This is a genomic window from Streptococcus sp. DTU_2020_1000888_1_SI_GRL_NUU_041A, from assembly GCF_032387735.1.
In the GTDB taxonomy this organism is placed as follows: domain Bacteria; phylum Bacillota; class Bacilli; order Lactobacillales; family Streptococcaceae; genus Streptococcus; species Streptococcus sanguinis.
Genome location: NZ_CP135591.1, coordinates 1,242,477 through 1,266,756, shown reverse-complemented (window position 1 = coordinate 1,266,756; position 24,280 = coordinate 1,242,477). Strand labels below are relative to the sequence as shown.

At 42.0% G+C, this 24,280-nt stretch carries 22 protein-coding genes and 2 pseudogenes; 3 read left to right on the top strand and 21 right to left on the bottom strand.

From position 1 onward, the window contains the following. Positions 1-182: 182 nt before the first annotated feature. From RSK81_RS06100 to nox, 9 genes are all read right to left on the bottom strand, one after another. Positions 183-1,526 (bottom strand): MATE family efflux transporter, encoded by a 1,344-nt coding sequence (locus tag RSK81_RS06100; protein ID WP_315686182.1) that lies wholly within the window; start codon positions 1,524-1,526, stop codon positions 183-185. A gap of 114 nt (positions 1,527-1,640) precedes the next feature. Further along, a complete protein-coding gene (locus RSK81_RS06095; RefSeq protein ID WP_315686180.1) occupies positions 1,641-2,222 on the bottom strand; it encodes a xanthine phosphoribosyltransferase in 582 nt (193 codons plus the stop codon). A 69-nt stretch (positions 2,223-2,291) separates the two neighbouring features. Beyond that, on the bottom strand, positions 2,292-2,480 hold the full coding sequence (locus RSK81_RS06090; protein WP_002906601.1) for a twin-arginine translocase TatA/TatE family subunit: 189 nt from the start codon (positions 2,478-2,480) through the stop codon (positions 2,292-2,294). After that, positions 2,480-3,196, bottom strand: a complete 717-nt coding sequence (tatC, locus tag RSK81_RS06085; RefSeq protein ID WP_315686178.1) for a twin-arginine translocase subunit TatC — start codon at positions 3,194-3,196, stop codon at positions 2,480-2,482. The genes RSK81_RS06090 and tatC overlap by 1 nt, the downstream gene beginning before the upstream one ends. Then, a complete protein-coding gene (locus tag RSK81_RS06080; protein ID WP_227969377.1) occupies positions 3,189-4,889 on the bottom strand; it encodes an FTR1 family protein in 1,701 nt (566 codons plus the stop codon). The genes tatC and RSK81_RS06080 overlap by 8 nt, the downstream gene beginning before the upstream one ends. Next, entirely contained in the window at positions 4,867-6,075 is a 1,209-nt protein-coding gene (gene efeB / locus RSK81_RS06075) for an iron uptake transporter deferrochelatase/peroxidase subunit (protein WP_315686176.1), read from the bottom strand. The genes RSK81_RS06080 and efeB overlap by 23 nt, the downstream gene beginning before the upstream one ends. A gap of 4 nt (positions 6,076-6,079) precedes the next feature. Further along, a complete protein-coding gene (gene efeO / locus RSK81_RS06070) occupies positions 6,080-6,952 on the bottom strand; it encodes an iron uptake system protein EfeO (protein ID WP_049547705.1) in 873 nt (290 codons plus the stop codon). Positions 6,953-7,069: 117 nt separating this feature from the next. Next, a complete protein-coding gene (locus tag RSK81_RS06065) occupies positions 7,070-8,626 on the bottom strand; it encodes a ClC family H(+)/Cl(-) exchange transporter (RefSeq protein ID WP_315687738.1) in 1,557 nt (518 codons plus the stop codon). Positions 8,627-8,770: 144 nt separating this feature from the next. Continuing rightward, entirely contained in the window at positions 8,771-10,147 is a 1,377-nt protein-coding gene (gene nox / locus RSK81_RS06060) for a H2O-forming NADH oxidase (RefSeq protein WP_049547703.1), read from the bottom strand. A 258-nt stretch (positions 10,148-10,405) separates the two neighbouring features. On the opposite strand from nox, the gene RSK81_RS06055 reads away from it, so the two are divergent. From RSK81_RS06055 to RSK81_RS06045, 3 genes are all read left to right on the top strand, one after another. After that, complete coding sequence (locus RSK81_RS06055; protein ID WP_149565561.1) at positions 10,406-11,341, top strand: FAD:protein FMN transferase; 936 nt, start codon at positions 10,406-10,408, stop codon at positions 11,339-11,341. Between the two features lie 157 nt (positions 11,342-11,498). Next, a complete protein-coding gene (locus RSK81_RS06050; protein WP_111675843.1) occupies positions 11,499-12,104 on the top strand; it encodes an NADPH-dependent FMN reductase in 606 nt (201 codons plus the stop codon). A 17-nt stretch (positions 12,105-12,121) separates the two neighbouring features. Then, positions 12,122-13,366, top strand: coding sequence for an NAD(P)H-dependent oxidoreductase (locus RSK81_RS06045; RefSeq protein ID WP_111675844.1), 1,245 nt, complete (start codon positions 12,122-12,124; stop codon positions 13,364-13,366). Between the two features lie 49 nt (positions 13,367-13,415). Here RSK81_RS06045 and sdbB read toward each other — a convergent pair whose 3' ends face one another. The 12 genes and pseudogenes from sdbB to RSK81_RS05990 form a co-directional block, all read right to left on the bottom strand. Further along, on the bottom strand, positions 13,416-13,991 hold the full coding sequence (gene sdbB / locus RSK81_RS06040) for a thiol-disulfide oxidoreductase-associated lipoprotein SdbB (protein ID WP_111675845.1): 576 nt from the start codon (positions 13,989-13,991) through the stop codon (positions 13,416-13,418). Between the two features lie 14 nt (positions 13,992-14,005). Beyond that, on the bottom strand, positions 14,006-14,713 hold the full coding sequence (ccdA2, locus tag RSK81_RS06035) for a thiol-disulfide oxidoreductase-associated membrane protein CcdA2 (protein WP_002913575.1): 708 nt from the start codon (positions 14,711-14,713) through the stop codon (positions 14,006-14,008). Positions 14,714-14,936: 223 nt separating this feature from the next. Then, entirely contained in the window at positions 14,937-16,640 is a 1,704-nt protein-coding gene (locus tag RSK81_RS06030) for a sensor histidine kinase (protein ID WP_315687731.1), read from the bottom strand. Further along, a complete protein-coding gene (locus RSK81_RS06025; RefSeq protein WP_002909786.1) occupies positions 16,637-17,371 on the bottom strand; it encodes a response regulator in 735 nt (244 codons plus the stop codon). The genes RSK81_RS06030 and RSK81_RS06025 overlap by 4 nt, the downstream gene beginning before the upstream one ends. Positions 17,372-17,430: 59 nt before the next feature. Further along, on the bottom strand, positions 17,431-18,540 hold the full coding sequence (gene msrB / locus RSK81_RS06020; RefSeq protein ID WP_315687729.1) for a peptide-methionine (R)-S-oxide reductase MsrB: 1,110 nt from the start codon (positions 18,538-18,540) through the stop codon (positions 17,431-17,433). A 15-nt stretch (positions 18,541-18,555) separates the two neighbouring features. Beyond that, positions 18,556-19,119: a redoxin family protein gene (locus tag RSK81_RS06015; RefSeq protein ID WP_125378480.1), complete on the bottom strand. Its 564-nt coding sequence runs from the start codon at positions 19,117-19,119 to the stop codon at positions 18,556-18,558. 73 nt (positions 19,120-19,192) lie between these two features. Next, positions 19,193-19,381, bottom strand: a pseudogene (locus RSK81_RS06010) (hypothetical protein); the annotation flags it as partial. Between the two features lie 27 nt (positions 19,382-19,408). Further along, positions 19,409-20,119, bottom strand: coding sequence for a thiol-disulfide oxidoreductase-associated membrane protein CcdA2 (gene ccdA2, locus RSK81_RS06005; RefSeq protein ID WP_315687726.1), 711 nt, complete (start codon positions 20,117-20,119; stop codon positions 19,409-19,411). A 142-nt stretch (positions 20,120-20,261) separates the two neighbouring features. After that, the gene (locus tag RSK81_RS06000) at positions 20,262-21,296 is read right to left on the bottom strand and encodes a sensor histidine kinase (RefSeq protein ID WP_125342227.1); all 1,035 of its coding nucleotides are present in this window, start codon (positions 21,294-21,296) and stop codon (positions 20,262-20,264) included. Continuing rightward, the gene (locus RSK81_RS05995) at positions 21,293-21,991 is read right to left on the bottom strand and encodes a response regulator transcription factor (protein ID WP_032908178.1); all 699 of its coding nucleotides are present in this window, start codon (positions 21,989-21,991) and stop codon (positions 21,293-21,295) included. The genes RSK81_RS06000 and RSK81_RS05995 overlap by 4 nt, the downstream gene beginning before the upstream one ends. Before the next feature lie 83 nt (positions 21,992-22,074). Continuing rightward, a pseudogene (locus RSK81_RS12915) lies at positions 22,075-22,149 on the bottom strand (hypothetical protein); the annotation flags it as partial. Then, a complete protein-coding gene (locus RSK81_RS05990; protein ID WP_410530914.1) occupies positions 22,128-24,152 on the bottom strand; it encodes an SSURE domain-containing protein in 2,025 nt (674 codons plus the stop codon). The pseudogene RSK81_RS12915 and the gene RSK81_RS05990, both read right to left, overlap by 22 nt. Positions 24,153-24,280: the final 128 nt, after the last annotated feature.

Sequence of the window (24,280 nt, the reverse complement as noted above, 5' to 3'; positions counted from 1 at the left end):
ATATTTTAAAAATTAACCTATTTTAACAAAAACTTAACTTGATAATCTTATGTTTATTATATCATTTTCACAATCAATATACTAGAAAAAATGTAAGCGCTTTTCATATTTTAATCTAATTTTAACAAAAGATTGTGAAAAAAAGAGCACTAATTTATCCTAAAGGGACAAACCAACACTCTTTAATTTGTAATATTTTTAGCCAAACGATTAAGCCGCCACTGAAAGAGAATGCCACTCGTCACCAAGCTGGCAATGAGACCAATCCAGTATCCATAAGGGCCTAAACTAGTATAGTAATCTAAGAAGAGCCCCAGAGGCAGCGAAACTCCCCAATAAGCAATCAAACCTAAGTAAAATGGCACCTGAGTATCCTTGTAGCCCCGAAGAATGCCCTGCAAAGGAGCCGCAAAAGTATCTGCTAATTGGAAAAAGAGGCTGTAGGTCAGAAAAACAGATGTCATACGGATAAACTCGGTATCCGACCCATAGAGAGCAGCCACACGGTCGCGTAAGATATAGAGAAAGAGGAAGGTAAATCCAGCAATTCCCAAGGCCGTCAGCCGCCCAAGTTTACAGAATTTCTTAACATCGTCAGGACGATTGGCTCCAATTTCATAAGAAACGATAATAGACATTGAGGTTGAAATACTCATAGGAAAGGCATACATTAAGTTTGAAAAATTCATGGCCGCCTGATGACTGGCAATGATTAATGACGAAAACTTAGCCATGACTAAGCCAACAACCGAGAAAATCACAACTTCAGCAAAAAAGGTTCCGCCGATAGGCAGTCCAAGCCGAATGCCATCAATTAAGCCCTTTTTATCTAGCGGTCGAATCTTCCATAGCTCATAGGCTCGGATTTTTGGATGTTTGACTGCTACTAACAAGGATATGAGAAGCAAAACCCAATAAGCCAAAGAGGTCCCAAGTCCGGCTCCGGCTCCGCCCATTTCTGGAAAACCAAATGCTCCGTAGATTAGGGCATAATTAAAAGAGCCGTTCAAGGGCAAGAGTAAGAGCATGAGATACATGGAAAGCTTGGTCAACCCCAGAGCATCAAACAGAGAACGAATGGTGCTAAAGAGCAAAAGAGGAATAATACCAAGCGCCAGATACCAAAGATAGTTCTTAGCCACTTCTTCTACCAAAGGCTCTAGGCCAAGGTGAGACAAAACTAGAGGAGCGCCCACAAATACCAAGGCAAATAAAATTAGCGATAGCCCCAAAGAAAGATAAATAAACTGATAAAAATCAGAAGCAATCTTTTCTTTTTTCCCCTGCCCTAAATGATGCCCGATTATGGGTACCAAGGCCGAAACAATCCCTATCAGCAGGTCGAAAAATGGAATCCAAAGACTAGTTGCCATAGAAACACCAGCCAGATGCAAGGTGTCATACTGACCAGTCATAGTCGTATCAACAAATGAAGCAGAAAAATTGGCCAGTTGGTAGATCAAAATTGGCAAAAAAATAGAAATAAAGAGCCGCATCCGCTGATTTAAATTATGAGTTTGGTGCATAGAAATCCCTCAAAAACTTTTTCTACCCAAGTAAAATCAATGAGCTTAGATTTTAGAATATCAACTATCTTTACTATACTATAAGCCAGACAGATAGTCAAAAGGAAAAGGAAATTATATATCTGCCTCAGTAAAGACAATCTGCCCCTTCTCAAATCCTGAGATTCGCGCCAAAGAAAGGACACGATAGCCAGCTGTTTCCAAAAGTTGACGGCCATCCTGAAAGGATTTTTCAATGACAATACCAACCGCTTCAACCTGAGCGCCCGCTTGCTCAATAATGGTAATTAAGCCCTTGGCTGCCTGACCATTAGCCAAGAAATCGTCAATAATCAGTACCTTATCGTCAGAGTTGAGAAATTTCCCAGCAATCGAAACGGTCGAAGTCATTTGCTTGGTATAAGAATAAACATCAGCCGTCAAAATCCCTTCTGTCATCGTGATGTTTTTGGCCTTCTTAGCGAAAATCATTGGTAGTCCTAGCGCTTCTGCTACGTATACAGCCGGAGCAATACCAGAAGCTTCAATAGTCACTACCTTGGTAATTCCTGCGTCCTTTACCGCCTCCGCAAAGACCTGGCCAATCTCTTTCATCAGAGAAAAATCAACCTGATGGGTCAGAAAAGAGTCAACTTTCAGGATATTTTCACCTAACACTTGTCCATCTCTGAGAATCCGTTCTTCTAATTTTTTCATTCGTCTTCCTTCCTTTCCAAAATCCATCTTGATTCTAGCAGAAAAAGCACAGATATCCGTGCTTTTCCTTTACTCTTTTTCGTTTTTATTCTCGGTCTTTTCTTCTTCTCCAGCATGATTGACTGCTTTTTTGAATTCTGAAAACATTTTACCGATAGATTGCCCTAATTCGGGCAGGCGTTTTGGTCCGAAAATGAGCAGAGCTCCCAGAACAATAATGATTACTCCAGGTACTCCTATGTCTTTTAAAAGTCCCATTAATTTCTCCTCGTTGATTTTCTTTGATAAATGATGCGACTGAGCAAGATGCTGACTTCATAGAGCAAAATCAGAGGCACTGTCATAGACAAGTCGCTGATAAAGTCAGCCGGTGTCAGGACAACAGCTAAAACCAGCAAAATGAAGTAAGCGTATCGTCTATATTTTACCAAAAATTTCGGATTGAGCAAACCGATAGAAGTCAGAAAGGACACCAGAACCGGCAACTCAAAAAGGCAGGCAATCGGAATAGTGGTATGAAAGACGAAACTAAGATAATTCTGCGCTGTCAGTCGTGTCTCAAAAAGGCCCTCACCCAGCGAAAGCAAAACCTGCAAAATAGTTGGAGTCACAAAATAAAAGCCGAAAGCCAGCCCCAGAACAAAACAGAGAAAGGTAGCTGGGATATAAGCGAAAACGGCTCGCGCTTCATTGGCTCGCAAAGCTGGCCGAACAAACTCCCAGACCTGATAAACAAGAAATGGCAAGGTCAGGGAAAAAGCAACCAGGCTAGCCAGACTGATATAAATCCAAAGGATATCATCCGGCCCCAGCACCAGCAGCTTCTGCTCAAAATTACTGGTCAGCCATCGATAAATATCGGCTGAAAAGAGCAAGCCAACCAGAAAAACCAGGAAGAAGCAAGCTAATACCGCTAGAAAACGCTGTCTGAACTCAATCAAATGCTCAATAATAGTCTGCTCTTTTTTATCCATGCTGCTGCTCGCTTTTCTGATTTTTAAAGCTAACATAAACGACTAGCAGGATAAAGAACGCCTGACTGATGACCACTTCTAGGCTTGGATAAATCCCCATCCAGTCTACTGTCACAAAGCCATTGATTAAGTGAGTCGGTAGAATATTGGTCAGCTGAAGGGCATGGATGCTGACGCCCAGCATTTTAAAGGCCAGAGCATAGATTAGCCAAGTCAGCCAGAAGAAAATGCTGTGCGGCTTGAGAAGACCTGAAGCCTTGCTCATGATAAAGGCCAGCAAGACCAAGACCATAACAGCCAAGCCGATTCCCAAAAGGAAATCAGTCATAGTGATGCGCGGCAGAATTCCCGCATAAAAAAGGATGGTTTCAGCCCCTTCACGGAAAACTGCCAGAAAGCTAAGAGCAAACATGGAAAGAAAACTGCCTGTGGCTGTTACAGCCTTCATTTGGCTTTCCATAAAGTCATTCCATTTCTCAATAGATGCCTTGCTGTGTAGCCAGATACCAACTAATATCATCATGGCGACAGCGAAAATTCCCACTGCACCTTCAATAATTTCACGATTGGATCCGGAAGCAACTGATGGGAAAAGAAACTGCAACAAAGCCGCAATCACAGCGCTGGCTAGAACTCCACTTGCTGCGCCGGCATAAACCCATTTGAGTCCTTTTTTCATCTTGGAGGCTTTCAGAGTCGTTATCAAAGCCATGACGATTAAGAGCGCTTCTACACCCTCACGTAGCAAAATCAGCATAGCATCAAAGAAATGATAGGAAGCTGTCGTGTCAATCTGGGACAGCTCACTAATCAAGGATTCTAGCTGCTTTTGATACTTCTCTTCGCTCCCCTTGACCATAATAACAGGCGTCTGACTCTCAACCTTGGTATAAAGTGAAGGATTATTGACACTGACATCTCCTTCAATCGTTGGCCAAATGGTGATGAACTCTTTCATCTTGGCAGCAGCCTTTTTATCATCTCCGCTTTGAAAGAGACTCAAGGCTTCCTCTAGGAGCTTAATTCCATCTTTCAGCGTCAGATTACCAGCAGTTTCTTGGACTTTCTCGCCTTTGACAAAATTATCAATGGCGGTTTTTAAATCATCAAAAGAAGACTGAATCATATCAAAGTCAGTAGGCTCCGTCTCAATGGCACTGCGCAGGAATGAAATGGCTGTTTCTACCTTGCCATAATGAGCTGTGCTGTTGTCTCGCACCACGCTTTCATTGGTAGTCCAGGTGCTATTCATCTTCTTGTATGCTTCTCGTGTCGCTTCTAAATCCTTAGCACTAATAGCCTTTTGTAGATTTTCAAATTTTGGCTCTAACTTACCGAGAAGCTTCTTTTTCTCAGCCTCTAAGTCGACTGGATTCTGCTCTTTTTCAAATTTCAATAGGGCAGAAGAGATTTGTGTCAGCTTCTCCTCCGTCACCTGACCCGATAAGTCTAGTGCCTTACTTACCTCTTGTCCCGCTGCTGAGTCATGATTAGTCACCTTTTCAAAGTCAGTCTTGATTTCTCCGACTAGCTGCTTGGCTTTTTCCTGGTCCTTTTGCTTGACTGCAGTGCTGGCATCAGTGATTTTGACAAATAAACTGCTGTAACTCTCGTCCGCCAAAACCGGCTTAGCCAAAAAGATTAGCAAGAGCCCCAAGACAAGTAAGCTTTTATTCAAATAATTTTTGACCAAGGTATTCTCCTTTTTTCACTCCACCAAAGCAGGCAAACAAGCCACTGCCAATATGTGTGACATATTCATTCATCTTATCTTGAGCGCCTAGATTAGTCAGAACTTTGACAAAGCTATCTGGATCTTTCTGGAAGGAAAGAAAGAGTAAGCCTGTGTCGAACTGGCCAGTACTTTCATCAATCCCATCCGAGTAAGAATAAGACCGGCGATATATAGGCTTATCAACCTCCTTAGCCAGACGAACGTGTGAATCCTCTGGCAGCAATTTCAAGTCAACCTCGTCAAACTCGTCTTTCTTGCCAAAAGGCGCTCCGCTATCTTTATAGCGGCCAAAAGTATTTTCCTGCTCCTGGAGATTGGTTCGGTCCCAGGTCTCAAGGAACATCTGAATCCTGCGGACAGCCATGTAAGAGCCGCCCTGCATCCAGTCCTTGCTATCGCACCAAATGACCTTGTCAAAGTCTTTTTCCTTGGTCACATTGGCTGTGCCATCCTTAAATCCAAAGAGATTACGAGGCGTTGACATCCGGTCTCCGATAGCAGCAAAACCTGACTGACTCCACTTCATGGTGATGGCATTTCTGCCCTTGCGGATTAGATTTCGGACCGCATGAAAGGCCACCTGCTCATCATCTGCACAGGCCTGGATGACAATATCGCCACCCGTATATTTTTCTTTAAGCTGCTCCTTTGGAAATGGCGGCAAATCCCGAAAAGCCTTAGGTCGTTTGTCTGACAAGCCCATTTTTTTCAGAAAAGAGGCTGAGACACCAAAGGTCAAGGTCAGTCGATAAGGGTTGAGACCAACAGTTTCTCCAGTATCCGTTGGCGGCAAAAGAGCATTAGAATTATCTTTTTTGACCAATTCTCCATCTACCAGCTTCTCACTATAGGCTGTCCAGTCCTTGAAAAGCTGAATAATGGTCTCCCTATCTGTCGTATGCAAATCCAACACAACAAAGTAGATATTCTTCTGCATCGGAGTTGTGATACCCGCCTGATGTTCCCCGTAAAATCTGATTTCTTCCTCACCGTCAGCGAATTTCTTATCTTCTTTCCCCTGATTAGCGAAAAAAGCAGATGCACCAGAGACACCCAGTGCAAGACCAGCGCCTCCAATCCCTGCTTTTTTAAGAAATTCACGACGATCCATCTTTTTATTAAACCATTTTTCGTCGTTTGTCATATGATTACTCCCCGTTTAGAATGACTCCCATTTGTGAAAGAGGCTCACCCAGTTTGGTCACAGCTTCTGCCAGCTCCTTGGTGTCTTCTTTTGTCAATTCTGTATAGAGCTTGTAGTTTTCAGAGTCAGTCATGTGCTTGTCTAGGAGACCGTTGACGTTTTTAAACTCAAGTTCCAAGGTCTTGACGAGTTTCTCGTCCTTATCCTTAATCAATGGCTTAAAGAGCTCAAAAATCTTTTCTGCTCCTTCAATATTCGCACGGAAATCATAGAGATCTGTATGAGAGAAAACTTCTTCCTCACCTGTAATCTTGCTGGTTGCTACTTCATTGAGCAAGTCAACAGCACCTGTCAGCATCATATCTGGCGTCACTTCAACCGTTGCGATTTTTGCTTTTAGCTCCTTGATATCGTTGACCAGCTGATCAGCATAGCTTTCAGTGCCCTTGGTTGTGTTTTGCTCCCACATGATTTTTTCGATGCGGTGGAAACCAGACCAGCCTTCTTCGGTCTTGTTTTCATCCACATAGTCGACTAAGCGGAAGTCAATTTTAACATCTGATTCACCAAAGCTCTCAGCAATCGGCTCCGAGCGCTCGTAGGCCATACGGATAAGCGGATATTGCTTTTTAGCCTCATCAAGCTTGCCTTCTTTAAGGGTGTCACGAAACTTCTCCGTATCTGTCAGGAGCTGATCAATTTGTCCTTGGACAAACGTTTTGTAATCCGCTGTCGCCTTGTCCAATTCTTTCTGATTGACAGCTGTTTGGCTGCTGGATGCTTGACTGCTTGAGCCAGTCTTGTTTGAAGTGTTGTTGGCTGCACAGCCAGTCAGTAAAATTGCCGTTGAAAATAGGACGATGCCAAGTTTTTTCATGGTTACTCCTTTGTTTTCTCTCCTAGATAGAGATTATTCCTGTAAATTATACCAGTTTTTTTTTCATATTTCAAGAAATTGTCTGACAATTTAATCAAAAACTATATATTAAGACCATTAAAGCAGCTCTTCTTTGATTTTTCCGATTTCCGTCTTTTTCAGCACCAAGTAAATCGTATCTCCCAGATAGAGGCGCGTGCTGCCATTGACCGTTTGAGTCTTTCCCTTGTGGACATTCATGGTAATCAAGACCCCATCAGGCAAGTTTAGCTCATGCACCTGCCGACCAGCAATCTTTTCAGAAACAGGGATTTCAATTAAAGTAGTATCTCCTTGATCCTCGATACTGTCTGGCAACATTTTTTCCAGCATGGCTTCATAGACTGGTGCTCCTTTTAGCAGATCCATGATAATGTAAGCAGTCAGAGTGACCAGTCCCAGCGGCATGAGATTACGGATGTCACCGACCATCTCTGTGACCAGAATCATGGCTGTCAGTGGAGCCTTAGAAATGGCACCGAAGTAGCCACTCATACCCAGAATAATGAAAATCGGAAATTGCTCCTGAGAAATCAAACCTAGCTGCAGACAGACCGCCCCCATTGCTCCGCCCAGAAGTGAACCCAGAGCAAGGATAGGCAGAAAAATGCCACCTGGCAAGCCGCTTCCATAACTTAACATACTCCAAAAAAATCTCAGAATAAAAAACAAGAGCAAGGTTCCCACAGTGTAATGACCAGCAGTCAAAGATAAAATCAACTGATTGCCCCCGCCCAGCAAGTGAGGCAGGAAATAACCAATCGGAAGAATCAAGGCAAAGGCCAGAATAGGATAATAGGCTTCTGAAATTCGAAACAAGCGCCCAAAAAACTGGTAAACCAGCTGAATGTTCAAAATGACTTTCTCATAAATAAAGCCTGACAAGCCCAGCATCACCCCCATGACTAGGTAAATCCAATACTGCTCCAGTCTCATAACTGGAATATTATCCGGCATGTCCAGCACTGGTGTTAAGCCAAACATGGAGAGAGAGACAAAGTTAGCGACTAGACTGGCCGCCAGCGTAGAGACCCAGAAAAAGCGTGAAAAATGACGGTAAACTTCTTCTACTACGAAAAGCAGTCCTGCGATTGGTGCATTAAAAGCTGCTGCTAAGCCTGCCGCCGCACCACTAGCAATAAGCGCTCTCTCCTCAACGGCACTCAAATTCAGAAATTTAGAGACGCCTTTGCCGCTCATAGCACCCAGCTGAATACTTGGTCCTTCTCGCCCCAACATCAGACCGCTAGAAATGGCTAAAATCCCCAATACAAACTTCTTCCAGAGAACACTCCACCAAGAAAGCGACATCAGACCTTTCAGCTCTGCTTCGACCTGCGGAATACCTGATCCCTTGATATTTTTCTCCGACTTTACCCAGCGAGCATTGAGCAAGATGATGAAAGCATAAAGGAACACCAAGGCCAGCAACCAAAGCATAGACTGCTGACTCCTTTGGTAGACATCCTGCACTAAATGAAAGATTTTTTCAATCAGAAAGCGGAAAATCCCGACTACCAGTCCAGCAAAAATCCCAACTAAGACACCTCGCAAAACCTGGGAAATAATCGAATGAGTTGTGAAATTAAATTCTCTCTTGATGTCGTCCTCACGTGAGCTAGCATCTTTTGCCATTCCCAATCTCCTCTAAATAGTTACTTTACCACTATTCTAGCACAAAGCAGGACTGATAAACAGATGAAATATAAATTTCTTCTTTCAGTTTTCTTCTTACAGGCTCTACAAAAAAGTCTGGAAATTTATTCCAGACTCATTTTCTTATTTTGCTTTCAAAGCTGCTTGAGTAATGTAGTTGTACGGTTTGTTGAAGTGTGGCAAGAAGAAGAGGTCCAGCAAGGCCAATTTATCAATTGTAACCTTTTCCTGAATAGCCAATGAGAACATGTGAATACCCATAGACATATCTTCTCTAGAAACCATCTGAGCTCCAAGAACTACACGTGTATCCTTATCATAGACAATCTTAATTGTAACATCATGGTGCTCAACCTTTTCAAGGAAAGTTGGTTTTTGAGTATCTTTAAACTCAACCACAGCTGGGCTGTAACCAAAGCGTTTAGCTTTTTCTTCTGTCAGACCAGTTGAAACCATCTTCAAACCAAAGATTTCGATACCGTTAGAACCTTGAACACCGTTAGACTCCAATTCATGACCGCAAGCATTATGAGCTGCTACGATACCAGAGCGTAGGGCATTAGAAGCCAAGGCGATGTAGTTTGTATCGTTGATAGAATTATCGTAGACAGTCGCACAGTCACCGATTGCATAAACATCTTTGATGCTAGTTTCTTGTTTCTTATCCACCAAAAAAGCACCATTGCGGAATGTTTCCAACTTGCCAGCGCCAAGACCAGTGTTTGGACGGAAACCAACCGCCAGAACAACCATATCTACATCATAGCTAGCCTTATCTGTTACAATGCGTTCTACCTTGCTTTCACCTTCAATAGCCTGAACAGTTTGACCAAAGGCTAATTGAACACCATTATCTTCAAGATTTTGACGCATCATTTCAGACAAGTCGTGGTCATAGTAACCCGCCAAGCAAGTATCCACAACGTCGATCAGAATCACTTCTTTACCAAGGCGTTTGAAGGCTTCTGCCAACTCAACCCCAATGTAGCCAGCACCTACTACTGCCACACGTTCGATATGTTTGCTCTTGTCTTGCAATTTTTCAATAACATCTGCAGCATTTTGATACAATTTAACAAACTGCAGATTTTCCAAGGTTGACTTAAATTCGCGACTGTTAGAATCCATCTCAGCACCTTTAATCGGAGGCAGAATTGGCTGAGAACCTGTTGCCAAAATCAATTTGTCATAAGACTCTACATGCTCTTTACCGTCTACAATAGCTGTAACTTTTTTTGCATCATAATCAATTGACTCAACTGGTGAATTCATATAAACTTTTGCGCCTTTTGCTTCAAAAGTTTCTTTATCTGCATAAAAAAGTCCATCTGGCTTGCTGATTTGCTGTCCAATCCAAAGGGCCATTCCGCATGCCAAGAATGAAATGTTTGAGTTTTGGTCAAAAATAACTACTTCGTTTTCTGCACCATAATTGTCCAACATTGTATTAATACACGCTGTACCTGCGTGGTTTGCACCAACTACAACGATTTTACTCATAAGAATAGTCCTACCTTAATTTATAATTTACTAGAACAGTATATCATCTCCTGTGAGCGTTTACAAGAAATTTGCTCGAGATTTTCAAAAATTCTTATACCGCCTAAAAAGCTGTACTACTGCTGCCTAATCGCTTCGAAAATACTGCTTTTTATAAAAGTTAATTTTCTGAAAATATAACAATTTTAAGATTGTGAAACCGGTATCTTTTTGATATAATAAGGTTAGAGAGGTTAATTTTAGAAAGGTTGTGATAATGTGGACTTTGCTTCTTGCTCACTTCATTTGATGGGGAGTTCGATTTGCATATCTCTCTGTCATGAGCGAGCGGAAATACTCTTAGATGAGGCGGTCCAACTGCTTCATCTCTATAAAAATCGCTTCAGTGCCAATGATGAAGACTCTGAACTTATGAGTATCAATCATCTGGCAGGAATTGAAAGCATCTCAGTTCATCCAGAGCTTTTTGAGCTGATTGAGCTGGGGAAATATCACAGCCAAGCAGAAGGCAGCCACTTAAATATCACGATTGGCCCTCTCGTCCAGACCTGGCGGATAGGATTTTCAGACGCCCGTCTCCCAAGTAGGGAGGAGATTCAGCAAGCTCTAAGTCTGACCGACCCAAACTTGCTTGAGTTGAATCCAGAAGATTGTAGTGTCTTTTTGACTAAGAAAGGCATGAAGCTGGATTTAGGTGCCTTGGCTAAAGGCTATATCGCTGATAAGATTAAAGACTATTTGCTGAGTCAGGGAGTGACCTCTGCTCTTATCAATCTTGGTGGCAATGTCCTGACAATTGGGCATAATGCAGTCAGCCAGCGTGCCTGGCGAATTGGTATCCAAAATCCCAAGCAGCCTCGCGGCAATCACTCAGCTATACTAGCGGTCACCAATCAGTCAGTGGTCACATCAGGAATCTACGAGCGAACCCTTACAGTTGAAGGGCAGAACTACCATCACATTCTGGATCGCAAAACAGGTTATCCTATCGAAAATCAATTGGCTAGTCTGACCATTGTTTCAGACAAGTCGGTAGATGGCGAAATTTGGACAACTCGCCTATTTGGTGAAAGTCCGACATCAATTCTGTCCCAGATTGAACAGCAGACAGGGATCGAAGCATTGATTATCACCCAAGACGATCAGATCTTCTGTAGCTCAGGACTTTTAGAGCAGATAATTCCTGCTTCTTAATTATTTGCTACCTCACTATGCGGTAACTCTGTCGCTCTAGCTTTTATAACTAATGCCCATTTAAAAACGCCCTCTCTTTCTTCTGGTTTTTACCTGCCTCAAGAAAAATAAATGTACACATGAGGGCTCTGTATCTTAATTTCAGAAAGGAAATTTTATGTTAAAACTTATTGCAATTGTTGGAACAAATTCTAAACGTTCTACAAACCGGCAACTTCTTCAATATATGTCTAAGCACTTTGCTGATAAGGCTGAAATCGAGCTGGTAGAGATTAAAGATATCCCAATGTTTAATAAACCTGCTGACAGAAACGTGCCTGAGTTGGTATCAGAAATTGCCCAAAAAATCGATGCAGCAGACGGAGTACTCATTGGAACACCTGAGTACGACCACTCAATCCCGGCTGTGCTCATGAACGCCCTAGCTTGGCTTTCTTATGGTATTTATCCACTGCTGAACAAGCCAGTCATGATCACTGGTGCTTCTTATGGTACACTTGGCTCCTCTCGTGCCCAGTTGCAGCTCCGTCAAATTTTGAACGCTCCAGAAATCAAGGCAACTGTTCTTCCAGATGAGTTCTTGCTTTCGCATTCTCTTCAAGCTTTTGACCAAAGCGGAGACTTGGTAGATCTTGACGTTGTCAAAAAGTTAGATGCTATCTTTGATGACTTCCGTATCTTTGTCAAAATCACTGAAAAATTGCGCAACGCACAAGAATTGCTTCGCAAAGATGCTGAAGAATTTAACTGGGAAAAATTGTAAGATAGGAGACCGAAAGAATGAAATTTGTTGGAATTGTAGGATCAAACTACGAACAGTCATACAACCGAAAATTATTGGAATTCATCCGCCGTCAATTCAAAATTAAATTTGAATTGGAAGTCTTAGAAATCGATGAAGTCCCAATGTTTAACCAAGATGAAAAATGGGATGAAAGCTTCCAATTGCGTTATTTGTATAACAAAATCACACGTGCAGACGGTGTCATTATCGCAACCCCTGAGCACAATCATACTATCAGTGCTCCTTTGAAGAGTGTCTTAGAATGGCTCTCTTATGAGGTTCATCCTTTCGAAAACAAGCCTGTCATGATTGTCGGTGCATCATACTACGATCAAGGAACTTCTCGTGCTCAAGTTCACCTGCGTAAAATCCTAGACGCTCCTGGTGTCAATGCTTACACCCTTCCAGGCAACGAGTTCTTGCTGGGCAAAGCCAAGGAAGCTTTTGACAATGATGGCAATATCACCAACGAAGGAACTGTGAATTTCCTTGAAACATGCTTAGATAACTTTATCAAATATGTAGAGGTCGTTTCAAAATTGAAAAAACCAAAACCAATTGAACCTGAAGATTTAGACTGCGGAAAACCAATCGCTACGACAATTACAGAAGTTGATCCAGATGATCCAGAATGGGTAGAAAAGGTCGCTGAAATCACTGGCGCTGTTTCAGGCGATACTTATGTCAAACTTGACCATGGTATCTTGACAGTTAACCAGATTGACATGTTCTTGAAGGCTATGCCGTTTGAATTGACATACGCTGACGATAACAACCAATTCCTTTACTACAACAACGCCCACCAAGACCCAGACACCATGTTTGCCAAACGTGTGCCACCTCAATCAGGTAGCCGCATGTCAACTGTTCACGGCTCTCTTCCACCAGCTCGGATGAAGAATGTAGAGTGGGTTATCGGAACACTTCGCAACGGAAACCAAGAATACGTACGTACAATCGTCCCAGGTTCACCTGCAGGCGTTATCAATACCCACAACTACCAAGCTATGTACTATCCTGACGGATCATACGCAGGAATCAATGAAATCGTCTTTAATTTCCAACCATGGCTTGACTGGTACTTAAAAGAAACTGGTCAACGTTTGGTTGGAGGCAGCGGACAATTTGCTCCTGCCGGAGGTCATGGAGACGCAGACGCTACTTCTGGTGCTTCTGATGCTGGAGGCGATGGAGGTCATGGAGACGGAGGAGCCGATGCGACATCAGGTGCTAGCGCTTAATTACCTTTCAAACTAAAAAGAATGGATGATAAGTCCATTCTTTTTTGCTTTATTTCATTTCTTTGAAAGCTGCTTCTGCATCAGCATTACTGATAGCGCCAAACTGGATTTTCCCGATTTTCCCTTGACTGTCAATGAGGATTTCAGTTGGGATGCTACGAATCTGATAGGCTTGGAAAATTTCTCCCGAAGTGTCAAATAGAACTGGTACATCTTTATAACCTTGTTCTTGAAACCATTTTGGGAATTCCTCGGCAGATTTCTCTCCTTGGAGACCTGGTGCTACAACTGTCAAGATTTCGAAATCACGGTCCGTTTTACCAGCTAACTCGACCAATTCTGGCATACTCTTCTTACAAGGTCCGCACCAAGAAGCCCAGAATTTTAGATAAACCTTCTTGCCTTTATAGTCAGAAAGTTTGACAGTTTTTCCATCCATAGACTGCAAAGTAAAGTCGGGAGCCTTTTGACCGACAGCTGCTTGGGTGACTGTACTTGTCTGAACAGCCTCACTAGACGAGCTGCTGGTTGTGGGCATAGTCATAGGCTTATCCTCCTGCTCCGAGCAGGCCGCCAAAAAGGCTACAGCTGACACAGTTGCTAATAACGTAACGAATTTTTTCATATTTCTTTCTCCTTTTATCCAAAAAGTCCAGACAGGGCGTTGAGCTGTCCTAGCATCAGCAGAATTCCCATCAGAATAATCAGGGCTCCACCGATTTTCTTCATCAGGCCCATATAAGGCTTGATTTTATTAAAATACTGCATAACAAAGCTAGACGCCAAAGCTAAGATTAGGAAAGGTAGGGCCATTCCTAAGGTGTAAATCAAGGTCAAAATTGCTCCCTGAAATGCACCATTCCCACCCGAAGCTGCTAAGGCTAAAACTGAGCTGAGAATCGGACCGATGCAAGGAGTCCAACCAAAACTAAAGGTAATCCCTAGTAAGAAAGCAGACCAAAAATGATGCTTCTGACCGTTCTTTTTGAAAGTCAAACTCTTTTGAATCTGTAATTGGCGAATGTTAATAAGCTCCATTTGATGCAGACCCAGCAAAATGATGAGGCCGCCCATCACATAACGAAAGGTCGAACTGTAAATAATAGTTCCTAAAAATCCAGCCCCAAAACCTAGCAAAAAAAAGACTGTTGAGATACCCGCAATGAAAAAGAGTGTTCTAACCATTCCCTGCCAAGCAAGCTCTCGGCCGAATACTTTCAGGGTCTTGACCTCCTTGTCATCCAATAAAATGCCAATATAAACCGGCAATAAGGGAAAAATACAAGGGGAAAAGAAGGACAAAATACCCGCTAAAAAAACTGAAACAAAAAATAAAGGTGACTCCATTTACTCTCCTCTAACTCCTTACCTAGGATATTCATTCATTTATCATTATAAATGAATCTTATGGATTTTTCACAAATCCGCTACGGTAATTTTCTGGTAAACATAATGTGACTAGGAAAATAGAAAAATTCGCTTGATGAACAGCAAAACTAGTGCATTTTTTTCAAACAGTAAAAAGCCGGAGAAAATTCTACCGGCTTGAATATTTTAAAACTTAATAGACCTAATCATCTGTAACTAGCGGTAAATAAAGACTAATCCGAGTGAATTTATCTGGTTCAGAATCGATTTCCATATGGTAGTCGTCTCCGAACTGCAATCTTAAGCGTTGATCAACATTTTTCAGACCGACACCACCTAAGCGAGGGAGAGTCATATCCGTAGAGTCGCGGAGTTCAAAACCACGGCCGTTATCATGGATAGACAATATCAGCTGCTCCTCTTTTGCTGCCGCAGTAACACGAATCATGCCCTGTCTGTTAATTTCCTTGATTCCATGGTAGATGGCATTTTCAACCAAAGGCTGAAGTACCAGCTTGGGCAGTTTATAATCAGCTAGAGATTCATCCTCTTCAATCTCATATTGGAGCTTGTCACCATAGCGCTGCTTCTGGATAAAAAGATACTGACGAACGTGGTCAATCTCATCTTTGAGAGAAATCTGTTCATGCCCTTGATTGAGTGCCAAGCGGAAATATTGAGCGAGTGATTTTGTTACCTCAACAACACGTTTGCTGTCATTAAACTCAGCCATCCAGACAATCGTATCCAAGGTATTATAAAGGAAATGGGGGTTGATTTGAGCTGAGAGAGCTCGGAGCTCATAGCGGCGGACATTTTGTTCTTCAGTCTTAACAGCTTCCATTAGCTGTTCGATTTGATCCAGCATTTTATTGAACTGCTGAGCCAAGTCAACCAACTCTGGAGAACCCTTAGCTTCTGCACGCAGATTTGAGTCACCTGCCCCAATCTTCAGAATGACAGCCTGCAGATTCTGAAGAGGCTTAATCCACAAACGTAAGACAAACCAAATACCAGTCAAGCACAGCAGGAGTGCTAAAACGCCCATTCCCACAAATGAATAAAGCATCTGTGACTGAAGCATCTGCAATTGCTCTAAAGAGGCAACGCCAATTAAAGTCCAGTCGCTGTCTGCGATATCAATCTGATAGACAAAAGCCTCTTTCTGGTCTGCGTAACCATCCTTGACCGAGATATAGGGCTGCATAGCTTTCATTTCTTGACTGGAGGAGTAAACACTTTTCTTAGGATGATAGACAAATTCATGCTGGCTATTGACAATAAAACTAAAGCCTTTCTTCCCTAGCTGAAGCCGATCCAGATAGGCTTTGAGACTCTTATAGCCAATATCCAGACGCAAAACACCGAGATTCTGCCCTGCTTCATCCACCACTTCCTGAGTGACAGAAACAACCCACTTCTCCTTCTCTGATGACAGAGATTCCTTGCGAGCAGGAGTCAAGACAGGCATGGCTTTGGTATGAACAGCTTCCTGATACCAATTTTCATTCATCATATCAGAGGATGTCTGCATGCTGATTTGAGAATCTGTCGAGACCACGCGCCCGTCCTTGGTAACCAATACTGCCGACACCAAATCAGGATCTGTCTCAATAATGGTTTTCATCAAAGCCTGAACTGACGTTTCGCTACTTTCTTGATTCTGAGCAAATTTACGAATCGTTTCTTCCTTGCTCAGTGTGGAGGTAGTTTGTTTTAATTTCTGCAAATAGGAAGCTATGAACTGCCCGCTTTGCTCCATACTATTACGCGTCGTCCGCTCTGTCAGCTGCCTAATAGTCCCCGAGCTAGTCTGATAGTAGAGACTTCCAACAAACCCCAAGAGTAAAAGAACCAGCAGAAAAATATAGACAATCAACTGGATAAGAAGCGGATATCGTTTCATTTCTCCTCTCCTTTTTTAAACTGCCGAGGTGTCAGCCCGACCACCTGCTTGAAGCGCTGAGAAAAATAGTTCATATCTTCAAAACCTACCTGCTCTGCTATTTCATAAATCTTCAAATCTGTAGTTAAGAGTAAGAGTTTTGCTTTTTTCATCCGCTCTTGGATCAGATAATCTTGAAAGGGCAAGCCTAATTCCTTTTTGATAAGAACGCTGAGATAGGACGGACTAAACCCCAATTGGAAAGCCAAACTTTTCAGGCTTAATTCTGAATCAGCTAGACGCGCGTGAATAGCCTCTTCCAACTCAGAGCGCTGTCCCTGATCAACCAAGTTTTGAATCTGGGCTTTTTTTCGTTCCTTATCAAGCTTAGTCTGCACCTTGGCCAACATTTCCTCAACATCATCTTTGGAAAATGGCTTGAGAAGATAGTCATCTGCGCCTAGTTTAATGGCGGTCCGAGCATAGTCAAAATCATCATAGCCCGTCAGAAAAACGATATGGCACTTAGGAGCCTGGTCCCTGACTAGCTTGGCCAGTTCGAGGCCGTTCATCTGTGGCATGTTGATATCGGTCAGCAGGATATCAGCAGGATTTTCCTGAAATTTCTGCCAAGCTTCTCTTCCATTTTCAGCCTGGGCAATGACTTGCATGCCAAACTGTTCATAGTCTACCAAGGACGCAATCCCCTGTCTTACCAGATACTCATCCTCTACAATCATAATTGAATACACCAGATTCAACTCCTTATTTTTATTGGATTTATTATAGCAAATTTTCAATCAAAATGCTCTTAAACATAATCCAAAAGATAACCGTAGCCCTTCTCCTCCATTTCAGCTTTTGGAATGAACTTAATGGACAGACTATTGATGCAGTAGCGCAAGCCGCCCTTGTCCTTAGGACCGTCCGTGAAAACATGGCCCAGATGGGAATTTCCAACCCGACTGCGAACTTCCGTCCGAGTCATGTTGAAACTCTTGTCTTCCTTGTAAGTCGCTACATCTGGACTGATAGGACGGGTGAAACTTGGCCAACCGCAGCCAGAGTCAAACTTATCCTTTGATGAAAAGAGAGGCTCTCCCGTCACCACATCCACGTAGATACCAGCATCGAACTTATCCCAATAGCGATTAGAAAAAGCTCGCTCTGTGTCATTCTTTTGTGTGACAGCATATTCTTCTGGCGAGAGCTTGGACTTAATCTCTTCATCGCTAGGTTTAGGATAGCGACTAGCTTCGATAACTGGGTAAGCAGCTTGATTGACATCAATATGGCAATATCCATTAGGATTCTTTTTTAGGTAATCCTGGTGATAATCTTCTGCCTTGATAAAGTTTTTCAGAGCTTCTTTTTCGACGGCCAAAGGCTTATCATATTTCTTAGCAACCTCATCAAAGACCTGATTAATAGTCTCAAGATCAGCTTCGTCCTTATAATAAACACCTGTTCGATATTGAGTACCCTGATCATTTCCCTGCTTGTTTTTAGAAGTTGGATCAATAATGCGGAAATAGTGAAGCAGAATTTCTTTTAGCGAAATTTTCTTTACATTGTAAGTAATGTGAACAGTCTCAGCGTGACCAGTTTGCGAGACCAATTCATACTTGGTCGTGTCTCCATTACCATTTGCATATCCTGATACTGCATCAAGTACACCTGGCACGCGAGAAAAGTACTCTTCTACTCCCCAGAAACAGCCGCCAGCCAGATAAATCTCCCGCTTATCTTCTTCCTTGACATCTTCTTGCTTTTGTTGGGATACAGTTTCTGTCTTGCTCATAGAGGCTTTCTTAATCTGTTCAGGAGATGATTGCTTACCATTACCCACAATCACATAGACCAGTCCAAAGCAGACAAGCGAGCCAAGCAGAACCAGAAGAATTTTCCATTTGCCTTCCATGTTCATTACTCCTTTCTACTTGATTTCTTTCAGTGTTTTCTCAATATCTTCCTTGCTCATATAGCCAATATGTGTCTTGGCAAGAGAGCCGTCGCTGCCTACGAAAAGAGCAGATGGATAAGAGCGAATACCGTATTCTTTCAGCAATTCTCCCTTAGTATCCATGAGAACTGGGAAGTCTTTGTAATCCAAAGATTTGTACCATTCCTTGAAATCATCAGCAGACTTTTCTCCATTAAAAGTCGGAGACACCACCGTCAGCACAACATAATCTTTTCCTGACTGCTCCTTAGCCAAATCATTAGTATCACCAAGTGTAGATAGACAGATAGAGCACCAAGAAGCCCAAAACTTTAAATACACTTTCTTGCCTTTGAAATCAGACAGCTTGTAGGTCTTGCCATCTACTCCTTGCAGACTAAAGTCTTTGGCCATCTTGGTAGATTGCTCAGAATCAGCTTTTGTTTGCATATTGCTTTTATCACTTTTAGAAATTTCCGAGTTCATTTTCTGATTTGAACAGGCTCCTAAAAAGCCGACACAAAGCAGACTGACAGTCAATATCGATAACTTCTTCATCGTTTTCTTTCCTTTCAAAATAAGGAGAAAGCCGACAAAACTGACGACTTTCTTTCCTATGGTGGAATTCTTATTTGTCAGATGACATTTCGGATGAATCTTTCATATCCTCCTTCTTCATGTCGTCTTTTTTCATATCATCTTTCTTCATCATGCTGCTGTCATCCGTCTTCTTCATATTAGAATCTGATTTTTGATTAGAGCAGGCAGCTAGGACAAAGATACTAAGTGCAGCAATTGTAAGTGTAGTGATTTTTTTCATGATGTGTCTCCTTTAATTATATAATTTTTATCCAAATAATGATGCTAAAGCGTTTAGATTTCCAAGCATCAGCAAAATTCCCATGAGAATGATGAGTGCACCGCCGATTTTCTTAAGCATTCCCATATAAGGTTTGAGTTTCGCAAAGCGCTGTAATACCCAGCCGGAAGCCAAAGCCATGGCTAAAAAAGGAAGGGCTAATCCAAGTGTATAAACCAACATAAGCAAGCCTCCCTGAAGAGCGCTGTTGCCTCCTGAAGCTGCAATAGCTAAGACAGAACTCAGAACAGGTCCAACACAGGGCGTCCAACCAAAGCTAAAGGTAATCCCTAAGAGAAAAGCGTTTAGAAAATCACTTCTTTTACTATTCTTTTTAAGTTGGATGCTCTTTTGCTTTTGCAGCTGCTGGATATTGATGATCCCCATCTGGTGGATTCCCAGTAGAATGACAATCACTCCCAGAACATAGCGAAACCAAGGGGCATAGAGGACTTGCCCCAAAGCACCAGCTCCATAACCTAAAACCAAAAACACAGTTGATAAGCCAGCTATAAAGCTGAGAGTCTTAACTAGACCGTACCAAGAAAAATCCCTTCCCATAAACCGAATCGTTTTCGGCTGACCCGAATCCAGGAGAATCCCCACATAGACTGGCATAAGCGGTAAAATACAGGGCGAGAAAAAAGATAGAATTCCCGCCAGAAAAACAGAAATAAAGAACAAAAAACTTGTTGCCATTTCAAAAACCTCTCTATCAATTTCTGACTCTAGTATAAAATAAAAATCCCCCTAAAAATAGGGAGATAGATTTGAAAAAACTTGAATTTGATGTTATCTTTGCTAAATCAGGCGTTAAAAATGTTTATCACTTATTGTGGATTTATGTTAAGTTGAGAGTAAATGTAAAAGTGCTTCCTAGGCCATACTGGCTTTCGACCGTTATTTCCCCACCCAGCTGATGAGCCAACTCACGTGCAATAGCAAGGCCCAGACCATGCCCACCTGTCTTCATATTTCGAGAAGTTTCCACACGGTAAAGGCGTTTAAAAATCTTATCCAAATTCTCAGGAGAAATACCCCGTCCTTCATCCTTCACACTGATTGTCAAGATTTGATCAGTTAATTGAGCCACTATCTCGATTTTAGTTCCAGGATCGGAGTACTTAAAGGCATTATTTATCAAGTTGACCAAGATACGGGAAAGTTTATCGTAATGGCTCTTAATTTTCGCTGACTCGGGAGACACTTGAATGTAGATGTCCCGCTCCTCCCGCTCAATCAATAGTTGAAATTCACTCATGACCTCAATCAATAGCTGGTCTAGAAAGACTATTTCAGCTTCTCCATCTGATTCTATTCGAGGTTGGGCATTAAGAGTCAAAACACCCAATTCTTCCACCAATTTATTCAAACGCTCTGTCTGACGGCTAATCGTGGTCAAGTAATGAATCTGCTCCTCTTCTTCGATCACTCCATCTAAAATCCCCTCCACAGTCGCCTGAATAGAGGTAATGGGAGTTTTAATATCGTGAGAAAGCTGGGCAATCATCATTCCTTTTTCTCGTTCACTTTCATCAAGCGACTCAAACGTTTCTTGCAAATTATGCGACATATCGTTAAAAGCCTGACCCAACTCTTGAAATTCGATAGGGCCCTTGGCGTCAATCTCTGTACTAAAATCCTTGTCAGCAATATTCTGAGCCTGTTTTTTCAGATGCCGAAGGGAAGAAAATACTGGCGATAAAAGAAAGAGACTGACTGCCGCTCCTATAAAACTAGCAATCAATGTCATTCCAACTAGGAAATATATCTCGCTTTTTACAATCAACATTCGCTGGACTGCCCAGAAAACGAGTAAAATCGTTAGTAGGCTAGAAATTAGGTACCCTACTAGAATGTAACTTTTTAATTTCATTTTCCACCTCGTGATCTTTCCATTTTATACCCAAGACCCCAGACAGTTTTGATGGCAGGAGTGTTTGAACTGGCATACTTGGTCAATTCCTGTCTCAGAGCATGGATATGAACATTAAGTGTATTGGTATCATCTACGAAGTCTTCCTGCCACACCTTCTCGTAAAGCTCCGTCTTTGAAAAAACTCTCTCAGGATTACTAGCTAAAATCCAAAGCAGTTCAAAGGACTTCACTGTTAATTCCAAAAAACACTCCCCGATACGAGCCTCATGAACCACATGATTCATCATCAAGTCACCGAGCTCAATTTGTTCGATCTCACCTCCACGATGAAGTCGGCGCAAAATATTATTGACTCTTAGAACTAGCTCGCGTGGACTAAAAGGTTTGGCTATAAAATCATCTGCTCCTAAGCTCAACCCATAAATTTTGTCTTGCTCGCTGGTCTTAGCCGTTGTAAAAAGAAAAGGTTGATCAGGTACTATATACTGAACCTCACTGATAAAGTCATAACCGTCCATATTTGGCATCATAATATCCGTGATGATCAGGTCAATAGATTTCTTTCTGAAAAGATCTAATCCCTCCACGCCATCTCGAGCCACTAAAACTTGGTAGCCAGCCTGCACAAGATAGCGCTTTTTGATATCCAGAATATCCATCTCATCATCAACAAGTAAAATTGTCTTTCCCATTGCCAATCTCCTCATAAAAACAGTGTTATACTGGCTTTAGTATAACACTATTTTTAGTAATTTTTAAATGATTTGAACCTTACTTAATCTTTTTGTCTTTCTTTCAAACCTAGAAAGCCAAGAATTCCTGCCAAGGCTAGCCCAAAGAAACCAATTGTTGCTGTAGAAGTCTGGGCTTCACCAGTTTTTGGTAACGAAGGCTTATCATTTTTTTCACCATACCTGCCATCGGATTAGAAGTGGGATGTTTCTTCTTCAGATCAGTTATACGGTGATCCACTTCTTTCATACCCTTAGCTGTACTCATAGAATCTGTTGTAGAAGGTTTCACATTCATTTGTTCTTGTTGATATGGTTGTGCAGACATTTCTTTTCCATACAGCCGAATTATTACTTGGCGAGTTGCGATAAGATTAGTCAAATCTGGTTTACCATCTTTAGCGCCATAGACTTTGACAGTCGCTTGGTAAGCATGAGTGCCATTAATGCGAAGTTGGTCAAGAAGGGCTTGTCCGTCTTTACCTGTAGTATTGCCGTTCAAATCCACTTCGTAGAAGTATTGACCTTTCGCCAAGCCTTCAAGTGGCAAGAGGGTTGGATTGTTCGCTTTGCCATTGTCTGACCAAGGAGCCTTGTCAGAAGATTTGAGTAAGAGACGCGTCAACATGCCGTCTCCACCGAAAGCTTCATACGGAATAACTTGATTAACACCTGCCAAGAATGGACCAGGAACGTTTGCTTTTTCTAAATAGCTAGCTGGAACATCAATATGGTCTTTAATATTTTTGGTGACTGAGTCTTTGACTGATTCTTTTGAAACAAGGCCATTTAAACTAACAGTTACATTTTTTGTTGCTACAAGATTGGTCGAATCTGGTTTACCATCTTTAGCACCATAGACTTTGACAGTCGCTTGGTAATCATGAGTGCCATTAATACGAAGTTGGTCAAGAAGGGCTTGCCCGTCTTTACCTGTAGTATTGCCGTTCAAATCCACTTCGTAGAAGTATTGACCTTTCGCCAAGCCTTCAAGTGGCAAGAGGGCTGGATTGTTCGCTTTGCCATTGTCTGACCAAGGAGCTTTGTCTGAGGCTTTTAACAAGAGGCGAGTCAACATACCATCTCCACCGAAAGCTTCATACGGAATAACTTGATTAACACCTGCCAAGAATGGACCAGGAACGTTTGCATTTTCTAAATAGCTAGCTGGAACATCAATATGGTCTTTAATATTTTTGGTGACTGAGTCTTTGACTGATTCTTTTGAAACAAGGCCATTTAAACTAACAGTTACATTTTTGGTCGCTACAAGATTGGTCAAATCTGGTTTACCATCTTTAGCACCATAGACTTTGACAGTCGCTTGGTAATCATGAGTGCCATTAATACGAAGTTGGTCAAGAAGAGCTTGTCCGTCTTTACCTGTAGTATTGCCGTTCAAATCCACTTCGTAGAAGTATTGACCTTTCGCCAAGCCTTCAAGTGGCAAGAGGGCTGGATTGTTCGCTTTGCCATTGTCTGACCAAGGAGCTTTGTCTGAGGCTTTTAACAAGAGGCGAGTCAACATACCATCTCCACCGAAAGCTTCATACGGAATAACTTGATTAACACCTGCCAAGAATGGACCAGGAACGTTTGCCTTTTCTAAATAGCTAGCTGGAACGTCTACTGAGTCCTTAGTATTTTCTTCAACTCCTTTTCTAACTTCATCTGGAGTCGTTACCGATTGAGAAGTAGTCGCTTCACGATCTTGGTTTGAAACTTCAACAAGAGTTGCCACCGGTTTAGCTTCTTCTTTTTGATTGCTAACTTCTGCCATAGTCTGTTCTTCTTTTGGTTTTACCATTTCTTCCTTAGGAGCTAGGCTAGACTTATCTAGAGAAATAGTTTCATCAACCTCTTCCTTAGGAGTTGACTGATTTGCAGGTAGAGCCGAATCCATTTCTTCTTTTAAAGCTGTCTCTGGCAACTTATTCTTTTCTAATAATGACGAATCTTCTTGAAGAACTTTAGTAGGAGTTGAGGTGAGATCATCTGCATGTACGGTATTTGGTTGACCAACTAGCAAAAAGAAACCACTGGCAACAACAACGGAAGCCACACCCACGCTTAAACGACGAATTGACCAGCGGGTATATTTTTGATTTGAATTGAATTTCATAAGATTCTCCTTTAGGTTTGTTTTTTTATGACTTTAGTATAATCTCCTAAGATTAAAAATGGTTAAGAAAAAGTTAAAATTTTTCTTAAATCTATCTTATAAAAGGATTATATTGTCATATTGCTCAT

Coding starts and splice junctions, on each gene's coding strand:
- RSK81_RS06090 (WP_002906601.1), bottom strand. CDS start 2,480: ATGGGACTTTTAAAAGACATAGGAGTACCTGGAGTAATCATTATTGTT.
- RSK81_RS06095 (WP_315686180.1), bottom strand. CDS start 2,222: ATGAAAAAATTAGAAGAACGGATTCTCAGAGATGGACAAGTGTTAGGT.
- tatC (WP_315686178.1), bottom strand. CDS start 3,196: ATGGATAAAAAAGAGCAGACTATTATTGAGCATTTGATTGAGTTCAGA.
- efeB (WP_315686176.1), bottom strand. CDS start 6,075: ATGACAAACGACGAAAAATGGTTTAATAAAAAGATGGATCGTCGTGAA.
- RSK81_RS06050 (WP_111675843.1), top strand. CDS start 11,499: ATGTTAAAACTTATTGCAATTGTTGGAACAAATTCTAAACGTTCTACA.
- ccdA2 (WP_002913575.1), bottom strand. CDS start 14,713: ATGGAGTCACCTTTATTTTTTGTTTCAGTTTTTTTAGCGGGTATTTTG.
- RSK81_RS06000 (WP_125342227.1), bottom strand. CDS start 21,296: ATGAAATTAAAAAGTTACATTCTAGTAGGGTACCTAATTTCTAGCCTA.
- RSK81_RS06015 (WP_125378480.1), bottom strand. CDS start 19,119: ATGAAGAAGTTATCGATATTGACTGTCAGTCTGCTTTGTGTCGGCTTT.
- msrB (WP_315687729.1), bottom strand. CDS start 18,540: ATGGAAGGCAAATGGAAAATTCTTCTGGTTCTGCTTGGCTCGCTTGTC.
- RSK81_RS06030 (WP_315687731.1), bottom strand. CDS start 16,640: ATGAAACGATATCCGCTTCTTATCCAGTTGATTGTCTATATTTTTCTG.
- RSK81_RS06100 (WP_315686182.1), bottom strand. CDS start 1,526: ATGCACCAAACTCATAATTTAAATCAGCGGATGCGGCTCTTTATTTCT.
- nox (WP_049547703.1), bottom strand. CDS start 10,147: ATGAGTAAAATCGTTGTAGTTGGTGCAAACCACGCAGGTACAGCGTGT.
- sdbB (WP_111675845.1), bottom strand. CDS start 13,991: ATGAAAAAATTCGTTACGTTATTAGCAACTGTGTCAGCTGTAGCCTTT.
- RSK81_RS05995 (WP_032908178.1), bottom strand. CDS start 21,991: ATGGGAAAGACAATTTTACTTGTTGATGATGAGATGGATATTCTGGAT.
- efeO (WP_049547705.1), bottom strand. CDS start 6,952: ATGAAAAAACTTGGCATCGTCCTATTTTCAACGGCAATTTTACTGACT.
- RSK81_RS06065 (WP_315687738.1), bottom strand. CDS start 8,626: ATGGCAAAAGATGCTAGCTCACGTGAGGACGACATCAAGAGAGAATTT.
- RSK81_RS06045 (WP_111675844.1), top strand. CDS start 12,122: ATGAAATTTGTTGGAATTGTAGGATCAAACTACGAACAGTCATACAAC.
- RSK81_RS05990 (WP_410530914.1), bottom strand. CDS start 24,152: ATGAAATTCAATTCAAATCAAAAATATACCCGCTGGTCAATTCGTCGT.
- ccdA2 (WP_315687726.1), bottom strand. CDS start 20,119: ATGGCAACAAGTTTTTTGTTCTTTATTTCTGTTTTTCTGGCGGGAATT.